The organism is Streptomyces sp. B93 (assembly GCF_018070565.1).
Taxonomy (GTDB): Bacteria; Actinomycetota; Actinomycetes; order Streptomycetales; family Streptomycetaceae; genus Streptomyces.
The window spans coordinates 1-12,069 of sequence record NZ_JAGPXL010000086.1; the positions used below are offsets into that span (position 1 = coordinate 1).

The following is a 12,069-nucleotide window of genomic DNA, read 5'->3' on the forward strand; positions in this document are numbered from 1 at the left end:
TCTACGGCTACCAGGTCACCAACGTCGAGGCGTCGATGGCGTCGCCCTCGTCGCTGCTGCACTGGACCCGCCGCATGATCGAGATCCGCAAGCAGAACCCCGCCTTCGGCCTGGGCTCCTACACCGAACTCCAGTCCTCCAACCCGGCCGTGCTGGCCTTCCTCCGCGAGCACGGCGACGACCTGGTGCTCTGTGTGAACAACTTCTCCCGCTTCGCCCAGCCGACCGAGCTGGACCTGCGGGCGTTCACCGGACGCCACCCCGTCGAGCTGATCGGCGGGGTGCGGTTCCCGGCCATCGGCGAACTGCCGTACTTGCTGACCATGGCGGGCCACGGCTTCTACTGGTTCCGGCTCCGCAAGGACGCCACCGTCTAGAACCCGGCGCGGGGCGGTTTCCGCCGTCCCGCCCTGGGCACGCATGAGTAACCCCCGACCTCGCCCCCGGGGAAAGGACGCACGCCATGTCGGACGCCGTCACCCGCCCCGTCACGACAACCAGCCCCGGCCTCCTCGTGTCGCTCGACCCGCTCCTGCGCGAATGGCTGCCACGACAACGCTGGTTCGCGGGCAAGGGGCGTCCGGTCGCCGGGTTCACCCTGGTGGCGGCCACCGAGCTGCTCCCCGCCGGGGGCAAGCTCAGCCTCCACCACCTGCTCGTCCAGGTCCACCAGCCCCTCTCCCCCGCCCAGGGCGCCCCGCCCGCCCCCGGCGACTGCTACCAGCTCCTCATAGGGGCGCGCGAGGCGCTGCCGCCCCGGCTGGCGCCCGCGCTGATCGGCCATGTGACCGACGGTCCGCTCGCCGGACGCACGGTGTACGAAGCCCTGTACGACCCCCGGCCCGCCGACGTGCTCCTGGAGGCCCTGCGCACCCAGGCCCGCATCGGCGGGCTGCGCTTCGAACGGGACGGCCGGCTGGAGATCCGGTCCGGCCTGGTGCCCCGCGTCGGCACCGCCGAGCAGTCCAACTCCTCCGTCGTCTACGGAGATACGTTCATCCTGAAGCTGCTCCGCCGGATCGTGCCCGGCGTCAACCCCGACCTGGAGCTGCCGCTCGCCCTCGCCCACGAGGGCTGCCCCCGGGTGCCGCCACCGGCCGGATGGATGTCGGCGGAGCTGTCCGGCCAGACGTACGTCCTCGGCGTGCTCCAGCCCTACCTCCAGGGCGCGGCCGACGGCTGGGAGCTGGCCCTGCGGGAGCTGGCCAAGGGCCAGGACTTCGGCGCGGAGGCGCGGGCGCTCGGCCGGGCCACCGCCGAGGTGCACACCGCGCTGGCCCGCGCGCTGCCCACCCTCACCCTGGGCCCGCCCCAGCTGGACGTCCTCGTCGACGGCATGACCCAGCGGCTGGACGCCGCCGCGCAGGCGGTCCCCGCGCTCCGGCCCTACGTCCCCGAGCTGCGCACCGCCTTCACCGCACTCGCCGACCTGGCCGCCGACGGATGCACCTGGACGGCCCAGCGCATCCACGGCGACCTGCACCTCGGACAGTGCCTGCGCTCCCCCTCCGGGCAGTGGTGGCTGATCGACTTCGAGGGCGAGCCCGCCAAGCCGCTCGCCGAACGGCGGATGCCGCAGCCGGTGGTCCGCGACATCGCCGGGATGCTGCGCTCCTTCGACTACGCGGCCCATTCGGTTCAGCCCCGGGTGTCCGGCTGGGCCGATACCTGCCGGGCGGCCTACTGCTCCGGGTACGCCGAGATAACCGGCCGCGACCCGCGCACCGACCCGGTGCTGCTGCGCGCCTACGAGACCGACAAGGCGGTGTACGAAGTGGTCTACGAGGCCCGGCACCGGCCCGACTGGCTCCCGGTACCGCTGTCGGCGGTACGCCGCCTGGCCGCACCGCAACCGACCTGACCCACTAGGAGGCTCCGTCCGTGACCCCCCGCTCCCCGTCCAGCGGTTCGAGCCCGAACGCACCGGCCGACGACAAGGCAGTGGAAACGCCCGTCGAGAAGCCGACGGTGCCCGCGCAGGCCTCGGCGAAGAAGGCCACCGGCAAGAAGACGGCCGCCAAGAAGACGACCGCGAAGAAGACCGTGGCGAAACAGGCCACGGGGGAGAAGGCGCCCGCGAGGAAGGCCCCGGCGAAGAAGACGGCGACGGCGAAGGCGGCCGAGAAGAACACACCGGCGAAGAAGGCACCGGTCAAGAAGACCGCTGCCGAGAAGACGATCGCCAAGAAGACGACCGCCAAGACCGCGGCAAAGAAGACGGCCACCAAGAAGGCGGCTCCCAAGAAGAGCGCGGCGAAGAAGACCCCCGCGAAGAAGACCACCACCGCCAGGAAGACCACCACCGGAAAGGGCACCGCCGGAAAGACCACGCGGAAGTCCCCGTCCAGGACCCCCGCCTTCTCCCCCACCTTCTCCCCCGCCCTCCCCGACTCCGACCGCGAGCGGCTGCTGACCGGTACGCACCACGACCCGCACGCGGTCCTCGGTGCGCACCCCGGACCCGACGGGGTGGTGTTCCGGGCCTTCCGCCCGTACGCCCTGTCGGTGACCGTCGTCGCCGGGGAGCTGCGGGCCGAGCTGCACGACGACGGCGACGGCTTCTTCTCCGGGCTGCTGCCCCTGCGCGAGGTCCCGGAGTACCGGCTGCTGGTGGCGTACGAGGGGTCCGTCCAGGAGACGGAGGACGCGTACCGCTTCCTGCCCGCGATCGGCGAGTTCGACCTGTACCTGATCGGTGAGGGACGGCACGAGCAGCTGTGGCGGGCGCTCGGCGCGGAGCCGATGACGCACCAGGGCGTGACCGGCACCCGGTTCACGGTGTGGGCGCCGAACGCGCGGGGCGTCCGGCTGGCGGGCACGTTCAACTTCTGGGACGGCACGGGCTTCCCGATGCGGTCGCTCGGCTCGTCCGGTGTGTGGGAGCTGTTCGTGCCCTCGATCGGCGAGGGCGAGCTGTACAAGTTCGAGATCACCCGCCCGGACGGCTCGAAGACCCTGCGCGCTGACCCGCTGGCCCGCCGCACCGAGGCCCCGCCCGCGACGTCGTCAGTGGTGTGCGCCGCGCACCACGAGTGGCGGGACGAGGAGTGGATGGCGACCCGCGCGGGTCGTTCCCCCCACGAGGCGCCGTTCTCCGTGTACGAGGTGCACCTGCCGTCCTGGCGCCCCGGGCTGACCTACCGCCAGCTGGCGGAACAGCTCCCCGCGTACGTCAAGGACCTGGGCTTCACCCACGTGGAGCTGATGCCGGTCGCCGAGCACCCGTTCGGCGGCTCCTGGGGCTACCAGGTCACCGGCTTCTACGCGCCGACGGCCCGCCTCGGCACCCCCGACGACTTCCGGTACCTGGTGGACGCCCTGCACCGGGCGGGCATCGGGGTGCTGATGGACTGGGTGCCCGCGCACTTCCCGCGCGACGACTGGGCGCTGGCGGAGTTCGACGGGCGGCCGCTGTACGAGCACGAGGACCCGCTGCGGGCGGCGCACCCGGACTGGGGCACGCTGGAGTTCGACTTCGGCCGCAGGGAGGTGCGGAACTTCCTGGTGGCGAACGCGGTGTACTGGTGCGAGGAGTTCCACATCGACGGCCTGCGCGTCGACGCGGTCGCCTCGATGCTCTACCTGGACTACTCGCGCGAGCCGGGCCAGTGGGTGCCGAACGAGCACGGCGGCCGGGAGAACCTGGACGCGGTGGCGTTCCTCCAGGAGATGAACGCGACGGTCTACCGCCGGGCGCCCGGGGTGGTGACCATCGCGGAGGAGTCCACGGCGTGGGACGGCGTCACACGCGCCACCCACCACAAGGGGCCCAGCGGTTTCGGGGGCCTGGGCTTCGGCCTGAAGTGGAACATGGGCTGGATGCACGACTCGCTCCAGTACATGGCCCACGAGCCCGTGCACCGCAAGTACCACCACAACGAGATGACGTTCTCGATGGTGTACGCGTACAGCGAGAACTACGTGCTGCCGATCTCCCACGACGAGGTGGTCCACGGCAAGCGCTCCCTGGTCTCGAAGATGCCGGGCGACTGGTGGCAGCAGCGCGCCAACCACCGCGCCTACCTGGGCTTCATGTGGTCCCACCCGGGCAAGCAGCTCCTCTTCATGGGCCAGGAGTTCGCGCAGGGCGCGGAGTGGTCCGAGGCGCACGGCCCCGACTGGTGGCTGCTGGACCCGGCGTACGGCGCGGAGCCGGACCACCGTGGCGTACGGGACCTGGTGCGCGACCTGAACACCGTGTACCGGGCGACTCCGGCGCTCTGGCAGCGCGACACCCATCCGGAGGGCTTCCAGTGGGTGGTGGGGGACGCGGCGGACGACAACGTCCTCGCGTTCCTGCGTCTCGACGCGGAGGGCTCCGCCCTGCTGTCGGTGTCCAACTTCTCGCCGGTCGTGCGGGACGAGTACCGGCTCGGGGTTCCCGATGACGTGCCCGCGTGGCACGAGGTGCTGAACACCGACGCGGCGCGGTACGGGGGTGCGGGGGTCACGCGTCCCGACCCCGTCAAGCCGGAGCCGGTCCCCTGGCACGGCCGCGCGGCCAGCATCCGCCTGACGCTGCCGCCCCTGTCCACGGTGTGGCTGCGCCCGGCGTGACCCCCCTGGGGGCTCCGCCCCCAGACCCCCGGCCTATGCCCACCCACCACCCGACGCGGTGGGCTGGAGGGTGGGCCAAGGGCCACTTCCCGGCCGCCCGGCCGAGACCCACCGCTGGGTCACCTCTCGACCCACCGCGTCGGGTGGTGGGGTGGGCATAGGCCCGGGGTCCGGGGGCGGAGTCCCCGGGCGGTCAGGTCATGCCGAGGCGGCCTCGGCCAACCCCGCCGGCAACGCCCCCTCATGCAGCACACCCAGCCGCTGCGTCGCCCGCGTCAGCGCGACGTACAGGTCACTCGTCCCGTACCGCCCCGGCTCCACCACCAGCACCGAGTCGAACTCCAGCCCCTTCGCCTGCCGCGGATCCAGCAGCACCACGCCCCGCGTGAGATCGGGCTCCGCCCCCGCCGTCACCCCGTCCAGCCGCGCCGCCAGCACCCGGTGCAGCTCACGCGGCGCGATCACCGCGAGCCGCCCCTCCGCGGGGGCCAGTTCCGCGACCGCCTTCGCGACCGCGCCGGGCAGGTCGTCGGTGGCGCGGATCCAGGGACGTACCCCGGTGGACCGTACGGAACTCGGGGGTTCGAAGCCGGGCTGCTCCGCCCGGACGACCGCCGCCGCGAGGTCCATGATCTCGGCGGGGGTGCGGTAGTTGACGCCGAGGCGGGTGTGCTCCCAGCGGTCCTCGACATAGGGGGCGAGGATCTCCGCCCAGGACCCGACCCCGGCGGCCTCCGCGGTCTGCGCGGGGTCGCCGACGAGGGTCATCGACCGGGTGGGGCTGCGCCGCATCAGCAGGCGCCAGGCCATCGGGGACAGCTCCTGCGCCTCGTCGACGATGATGTGCCCGAACGCCCAGGTGCGGTCGGCCGCCGCGCGCTCGGCGGCGCTGCGGTGGTCGTCCTCCTCCTGCCGTTCGGCGAACCGCTCGGCGTCGATGATGTCGTGCGCGGACAGCACCTCGGAGGCTTCCGGGTCGTCCTCCTCCTTGTCGTCGAACTCATAGGTGCGGGACGCGTAGGACACGTCGAGCACGCCCTGCGCGTAGGCCACCTGGGTCTCCCACTCGCGGGCCGCGCGGGCGCGGGCGCGCCGGTCGTCCTCGCCGAGGAGTTCGGCCGCCTCGTCGAGGAGCGGTACGTCGGCGACCGTCCAGCGGCGGGTGACCGGGCGGCGGATCGCGGCGGCGTCGGCCTCGTCGACGTACCCGTCCGGTTCGGCGAGGAAGTCAGCGACCAGCCGCTGCGGGGTGAGCACCGGCCACAGCTGGTCGACGGCCGTCCAGACCTCGGGGTTCTCGGCGAGGTCGTCGCGGATCTGGGTGATGTCGGCGGCGTCGAGCAGGCTGGAGCCGTCGTAGGGGTCGGTACCGATGCATTCGGCGTACAGCTCGGTGAGGGTGTTGAGGATGTGGCCCTCGAAGTGTTCGCGGGCGGCGTTGTGCGGCAGCTTGGTGTCGCGGGTGCGCTCGCGGGCGACGCGGACGAGTCCGTCGTCGAGCATGAGGATCTCCCGGTCGTGCTCGATCGCGATGACCGGGTCGGGCAGCGCCTGCCGGTCGCGTACGACGGCGGCGAGCACGTCGGCCATCTCCGCGCGGCCCTTGACGGCGGCGGCCTCGGGGCTGTCGGTGGCGGTCGCCTTCACACCGGGGAAGAGTTCGCCGACGGTGGCGAGCAGCACGCCGGTCTCGCCGAGGGAGGGCAGCACCTCGCCGATGTAGCCGAGGAACGCCGGGTTGGGGCCGACGATCAGCACGGCCCGTTTGGCGAGCAGTTCCCGGTGCTCGTAGAGCAGGTACGCGGCGCGGTGCAGGGCGACCGCCGTCTTGCCGGTGCCCGGGCCGCCCTCGACGACGAGGACGCCCTGGTGCGGGGCGCGGATGATCTCGTCCTGTTCGGCCTGGATGGTCTGGACGATGTCGCTCATCCGGCCGGTGCGCGCGGAGTTCAGCGCGGCGAGCAGGACGGCGTCGCCGGTGGGGTCCTCGTGGCCGGTGCGGGTGGCGTCGCCGAGGTCGAGGATCTCGTCGTGCAGGGCGGTGACCCGGCGGCCGTCGGTGGCGATGTGGCGGCGCCTGCGCAGGTCCATCGGGGTGTGGCCGGTGGCGAGGTAGAAGGGGCGGGCGACGTCGGCGCGCCAGTCGATCAGGATCGGGGTGCGGTCGGGGTCGTCGGCACGCAGGCCGATGCGGCCGATGTGGTGGTCGACTCCGGAGGTGAGGTCGATGCGGCCGAAGCAGAGGGAGCCGTCGACGGCGTTGAGCGCGGCGAGCAGCATCGAGCGTTCCGCGACCCGGATGTCCCGCTCCAGCCGGGCCTGCATGGGCTTGTCGCCCTGGGCGAGCGCCTCGGTGACCGCGCTCTCGGCCTCGCCGCGCAGCACGTCCACACGTGCGTACAGCCCGTCGATGAATTCCTGCTCCGTGCGCATTTCATCGTCAGGAAATTCAGGGTTTGAATCGGCGTTTGACAATTCCGCTCCCGGCCGGATATACTGTGCTCACTCAAGCCTTGCTGCGACGGAATATCTGAAGTCGCGAACTGCTGAATATACGCAGAGAAATCCCCCGGGCGCAATTGCCCGGGGGATTTTTTCGCGCGCTTCTCGGTTACCGCGGTCGCAGCGCCTGAGCCACCTCCTCCAGCAGCCGCCGCTTGGGCCGCGCCCCGACCATCGACCGCACCGGCTCACCGCCGCGGAAGACCAGGAAGGTCGGCATCGACAACACCTTGTAGGCGTGGGTGGTCTCCGGATTGGCGTCCACGTCCAGCTGCACCACCTTCAGCCGCCCCGCCTCCTCGGCCGCCAGCGCGCTCAGCACCGGCGCCATCTGCCGACAGGGCGGGCACCAGCCGGCGGTGAACTCCACCAGCACCGGAAGGTCCGCGCCGATCACCTCCGCCTCGAAGTCCGCGTCCGTCACCTCGGCCACACCCGCCGCCTTGCTCACAGCTCCCGCCCTCCCAGTTCGCACCGTGGTGGTCCCTCCTCGGCCATGGCCAGCCGCAGCCCGATCTTCGCCCGTACCGCCCGCAGCTCGTCGATCAGCCCGTCGAGTTCGCCCAGCTTGCGCCGGTAGACCGCGAGCGAGGCGGGGCACAGATCGCCCTCGGGGTGACCGGCCCGCAGACACTCCACGAACGGCCGGGTCTCCTCCAGGTCGAACCCGAAGTCCTGGAGCGTGCGGATCTGCCGCAGCAGCTCCAGGTCGTGCTCGTCGTAAGCCCGGTGCCCCTTGCCGTCGCGCCGCGCGGGCAGCAGGCCGCGGGACTCGTAGTACCGCAGCGTCCGCGTGGTGGTCCCGGCCCGGGCGGCCAGTTCGCCGATTCGCATACGGACGAACGTACGGCTTGACGCCGACGTCAAGGCAAGACGTCGGCGTCAAGGGGTGCTCCGGGTGCGGTCGGTCAGGCCTTGGCCAGTTCCTTCTCGCCGCCCGGGCGCGGCTGCTCCGCCACCTCGTCGGCGGCCGGGGCGCCGCCGTGCCCGTGGTCGTCGACCAGGGTCTTCTCGTCGAAGGGCAGCTGTCCGGCGAGGACCTGCCCCACCCGCTCCCGGTCGATCTCCTTGGTCCAGGTGCCGATCAGCACGGTGGCGACCGCGTTGCCCGCGAAGTTGGTGAGGGCGCGGGCCTCGCTCATGAAGCGGTCGATGCCGACGATCAGGCCGATGCCGTCCACCAGGGCGGGCTTGTGGGACTGGAGGCCACCGGCGAGGGTCGCCAGGCCCGCGCCCGTGACACCGGCCGCGCCCTTGGAGGCGACCAGCAGGAACAGCAGCAGCGGGATCTGCTCACCGACCGACATCGGCGTACCCATGGCGTCGGCGATGAACAGGGACGCCATGGTCATGTAGATCATGGTGCCGTCGAGGTTGAAGGAGTAGCCGGTCGGAACGGTGATGCCGACGACGGGCTTGCTGACGCCCAGGTGCTCCATCTTCGCGATCAGCCGCGGCAGCGCCGACTCGGAGGAGGAGGTGGACAGGATCAGCAGGAACTCGCGGCCCAGGTACTTGAAGAGGGTGAAGATGTTCAGGCCGGAGACGATCCGCAGCAGCGCGCCGAGCACGATGAAGACGAACAGCACACAGGTGACGTAGAAGCCGAGCATCAGCACGGCCAGGCTCTTGAGCGCGTCCACGCCCGCGGAGCCGGTGACGGCGGCGATGGCGCCGAAGGCACCGACCGGGGCGGCCCACATGATCATCGCGAGGATGCGGAAGACGAGGCGCTGGATGTGCTCGATGCCGCGCAGGATCGGCTGCCCGGCGTTGCCCATGGCCTGGAGGGCGAACCCGGCGAGCAGGGCGAACAGCAGGGCCTGGAGGACCTCGCCGGAGGTGAACGCGGACACGATGGTGGTCGGGATGATGCCGAGCAGGAACTCGGTGGTGTCCTTGGCCTCGGCCTCCACCTGGGCCTGGCCGGTCTCGCGCACCGCGTCGGTGACCGCGAGGCTGCTGCCGGGCTCCAGGACGTTGCCGACGACCAGGCCGATGCCGAGTGCGACCAGGGACATCACCAGGAAGTAGCCGAGCGCGATACCGCCGACCGCGCCGACCTTGGCGGCCTTGCGGACGGAACCGATACCGAGCACGATCGTGCAGAAGATGATCGGCGAGATCATCATCTTGATCAGGTTGACGAACCCGGTTCCGATCGGCTTCAGCTCGACCGCGAAGTCCGGCGCGGCCAGGCCCACGGCGATGCCGAGCACCACCGCGATGATCACCGCGATGTAGAGGTAATGGGTGCGGTCCCGCTTCACGCGGGGTGCGGCAGGTGCCGTATCGGGGGTGCTGGCGGCCACGGCTGCCCTCCTTGACGTCTTCGTCGGCATCACCGGCGTGCGGCTCACGTCCGGGGGATGGCTCGGGGAGATGGGGAACGCCGTGACTATGTCGCGCCCTGTGAGGGCGGTCACCCTTCCGTTCATTTAGTTCACGCGCGGCGCCGTTCCGGCGGGTCGGGGCGCGTGGCACCGGCGCGAGCGCGTCCACGCAGGTGAGCGGGGTCTTCCGGGCGTCCGGCCGCACGGCACGGCGGGGCAGCCCCGGAGACCGGCGACGGCACCGCCGCCGCGCCTGCCGGGCCCCGCGCCTCCGGCCCGCCCTGCTGGAGCGGCCCGGTCGCCGTGCACACTGGCCGCATGCGCCTGACCCTCCCCCGTCCCCGCAGCCTGGCCGGGCAGCTCTTCGCGATGCAGGCCGTGCTCATCGCGGTGGTCGTCGCCGGGTACGCGCTGTTCACCTACGTCAGCGACCGCAGCCAGACCGAGGAGGCCGCGGGCCGCCAGGCCATGGCCGTGGCCCGCTCCATCGCCGACTCACCCTCCGTGCGGGCGGCCATCGGCACCCCCGACCCGACGGCCACCCTCCAGCCGTACGCCCTGGACGTCATGCGGGACACCGACGTCGACTTCGTCACGATCATGAACCCCGAGGGCATCCGCTGGACCCACCCCCGCGAGGAGGAGATAGGGCAGCGCTTCCTCGGCCACACCACCCCCGCCGTGCAGGGCCGCGGCTTCACCGAGACCTACACCGGCACCCTCGGCCCGTCCGTCCGCGCGGTCGTCCCGGTCCTCGACGGCGACCGGGTCGTCGGCCTGGTCAGCGCGGGCATCAAGGTCGAGGCGATCAGCAAGCGGGTCCAGGGCCAGCTGACCGCGCTGATCGGCGTCGCGGCCGGTGCGCTCGCCCTCGGCGCGGTCGGCACCTACGTCATCAACGCCCGGCTGCGCCGCCACACCCACGGCATGAACGCGGCCGAGCTGAGCCGGATGCACGACTACCATCAGGCCACTCTGCACGCGGTACGCGAAGGGCTGCTGATGCTGGACGGGCAGTACAGGGTGGCGTTGGTCAACGACGGCGGGCGGGAGCTGCTCGGGGTGCCCGAGGACGTGGTGGGGCTCTCGGTCGCCGACCTCGGGCTGCCCGCGCCGCTCACCGGCGCCCTGCTCTCCTCCGAGCCCCGCGTCGACGAGGTGCACCTCACCGCGGACCGGGTGCTGGTCGTCAACACTTCCCCGGTCTCCGGCGGTGAGCGCCGCGGCACGGTCGTCACCCTGCGCGACGTCACCGAGTTGCAGTCGCTGATGGGCGAACTGGACTCCGAGCGCGGTTTCACCCAGGCCCTGCGCTCCCAGGCCCACGAGGCGGCCAACCGGCTGCACACCGTCGTCTCCCTGATCGAACTGGGCCGCGCCGAGCAGGCCGTGGAGTTCGCCACCGCCGAGCTGGAGCTGGCCCAGGCGCTCACCGACCAGGTGGTGGCGGCGGTGAGCGAGCCGGTGCTGGCCGCGCTGCTGCTGGGCAAGACGGCACAGGCCAACGAGCGGGGCGTGGAGCTGGTGGTGTCCGGCGACAGCGGCCTCGACGACGGGCTCCTCCCGGCCGACCTGCCCGCCCGCGACCTGGTCACCATCCTCGGCAACCTGATCGACAACGCCGTGGACGCGGCGCAGGGCAGCGTCCGGGCCCGGGTCACGGTGACCGCCCACGCCGACGAGGGGGAACTGGTCCTGCGGGTGTCGGACTCCGGCGACGGGGTGGACCCGGGCCACGCCGACCTGGTCTTCCAGCGCGGTTTCTCCACCAAACCGGCGGGTCCCGGCGGCCGGGGCCTCGGCCTGGCGCTCGTCCGGCAGGCGGTGCACCGGCACGAGGGCGTGCTGACCGTGACGGCGGCCGACGACGGCGGGGCCGAGTTCGAGGCGCGGCTGCCGCTGCGCGCCGTGGTCCGGACGGGAGCGGAGCGATGACCGGCGGGGGCGAGGCGATCCGTGTGCTGGTCGTGGAGGACGACCCGGTCGCCGCCGACGCGCATCTGATGTACGTCGACCGGGTGCCGGGGTTCGTCGCGGTGGGGAAGGCGCACACGGGCGCGGAGGCGCGGCGTGCGCTGGAGCGTACGCCGGTCGACCTGCTCCTGCTCGACCTGCACCTGCCGGACGTGCACGGGCTCCAGCTGGCCCGGACCCTGCGGGCCGCCGGGTACCACGCGGACGTCATAGCGGTGACGTCGGCGCGGGATCTGGCGGTCGTGCGGGAGGGGGTCTCGCTGGGGGTCGTGCAGTACGTGCTGAAACCGTTCACGTTCGCGACCCTGCGGGACCGGCTGGTGCGCTATGCCGAGTTCCGGCAGACGGTGGGTGAGGCCAGCGGGCAGGCCGAGGTCGACCGGGCCCTGGCCACCCTGCGCGCCCCGGCGCCGGTGGCGCTGCCCAAGGGGCTGAGCGGGCCCACCCTGGAACGGGTCACCGGCGCGCTGCGGGAATCGGAGGAAGGGCTCACGGCGGCGGCGCTCGCGGAGGCGGTCGGGATCTCCCGGATCACGGCCCGGCGCTACCTGGAACACCTGGTGGACACGGGCCGCGCCGGCCGCAACCCGCAGTACGGCCAGGTGGGCCGCCCGGAACTGGTCTACCGCTGGGTCCGCGCGACCAACCGCTGACGACACCGCCGTACGTCACCCCAGCCCCCCGACCTCGCTCACCACCCCCC

The 12,069-nt window shown here is 72.3% G+C and carries 9 protein-coding genes; 5 read left to right on the top strand and 4 right to left on the bottom strand.

The genetic code is table 11. The features are described from left to right. The 3 genes from KBY47_RS35445 to glgB all read left to right on the top strand — a co-directional run. The coding region (locus KBY47_RS35445) for an alpha-glucosidase C-terminal domain-containing protein (RefSeq protein WP_210928656.1) at nucleotides 1–377 on the top strand (377 nt) is incomplete at its 5' end. Between the two features lie 86 nt (nucleotides 378–463). Further along, a complete protein-coding gene (locus KBY47_RS35450) occupies nucleotides 464–1,861 on the top strand; it encodes a phosphotransferase (RefSeq protein ID WP_210928658.1) in 1,398 nt (465 codons plus the stop codon). A gap of 20 nt (nucleotides 1,862–1,881) precedes the next feature. Beyond that, complete coding sequence (gene glgB, locus KBY47_RS35455; RefSeq protein ID WP_210928661.1) at nucleotides 1,882–4,557, top strand: 1,4-alpha-glucan branching enzyme; 2,676 nt, start codon at nucleotides 1,882–1,884, stop codon at nucleotides 4,555–4,557. 198 nt (nucleotides 4,558–4,755) lie between these two features. Here the strand turns inward: glgB and KBY47_RS35460 are convergent, their stop codons facing one another. The 4 genes from KBY47_RS35460 to KBY47_RS35475 all read right to left on the bottom strand — a co-directional run bounded on the left by KBY47_RS35460 (nucleotide 4,756) and on the right by KBY47_RS35475 (nucleotide 9,401). Next, on the bottom strand, nucleotides 4,756–6,990 hold the full coding sequence (locus KBY47_RS35460) for a UvrD-helicase domain-containing protein (protein WP_210928665.1): 2,235 nt from the start codon (nucleotides 6,988–6,990) through the stop codon (nucleotides 4,756–4,758). Between the two features lie 178 nt (nucleotides 6,991–7,168). After that, on the bottom strand, nucleotides 7,169–7,510 hold the full coding sequence (locus tag KBY47_RS35465) for a thioredoxin domain-containing protein (RefSeq protein WP_308405408.1): 342 nt from the start codon (nucleotides 7,508–7,510) through the stop codon (nucleotides 7,169–7,171). After that, the gene (locus KBY47_RS35470) at nucleotides 7,507–7,893 is read right to left on the bottom strand and encodes a MerR family transcriptional regulator (protein WP_210928668.1); all 387 of its coding nucleotides are present in this window, start codon (nucleotides 7,891–7,893) and stop codon (nucleotides 7,507–7,509) included. Before KBY47_RS35470 ends, KBY47_RS35465 begins: the two co-directional genes overlap by 4 nt. A 74-nt stretch (nucleotides 7,894–7,967) precedes the next feature. Then, a complete protein-coding gene (locus KBY47_RS35475; RefSeq protein ID WP_210928677.1) occupies nucleotides 7,968–9,401 on the bottom strand; it encodes a cation:dicarboxylate symporter family transporter in 1,434 nt (477 codons plus the stop codon). A 309-nt stretch (nucleotides 9,402–9,710) separates the two neighbouring features. Here KBY47_RS35475 and KBY47_RS35480 point away from each other — a divergent pair, with 309 nt between their 5' ends. Both KBY47_RS35480 and KBY47_RS35485 read left to right on the top strand, forming a co-directional pair. Beyond that, nucleotides 9,711–11,327, top strand: coding sequence for a sensor histidine kinase (locus KBY47_RS35480; protein ID WP_210928670.1), 1,617 nt, complete (start codon nucleotides 9,711–9,713; stop codon nucleotides 11,325–11,327). Beyond that, a complete protein-coding gene (locus KBY47_RS35485; RefSeq protein WP_210928672.1) occupies nucleotides 11,324–12,019 on the top strand; it encodes a response regulator in 696 nt (231 codons plus the stop codon). The genes KBY47_RS35480 and KBY47_RS35485 overlap by 4 nt, the downstream gene beginning before the upstream one ends. Nucleotides 12,020–12,069 lie beyond the last annotated feature (50 nt).

Coding starts and splice junctions, on each gene's coding strand:
- KBY47_RS35450 (WP_210928658.1), top strand. CDS start 464: ATGTCGGACGCCGTCACCCGCCCCGTCACGACAACCAGCCCCGGCCTC.
- KBY47_RS35460 (WP_210928665.1), bottom strand. CDS start 6,990: ATGCGCACGGAGCAGGAATTCATCGACGGGCTGTACGCACGTGTGGAC.
- KBY47_RS35470 (WP_210928668.1), bottom strand. CDS start 7,893: ATGCGAATCGGCGAACTGGCCGCCCGGGCCGGGACCACCACGCGGACG.
- KBY47_RS35475 (WP_210928677.1), bottom strand. CDS start 9,401: ATGCCGACGAAGACGTCAAGGAGGGCAGCCGTGGCCGCCAGCACCCCC.
- KBY47_RS35480 (WP_210928670.1), top strand. CDS start 9,711: ATGCGCCTGACCCTCCCCCGTCCCCGCAGCCTGGCCGGGCAGCTCTTC.
- KBY47_RS35485 (WP_210928672.1), top strand. CDS start 11,324: ATGACCGGCGGGGGCGAGGCGATCCGTGTGCTGGTCGTGGAGGACGAC.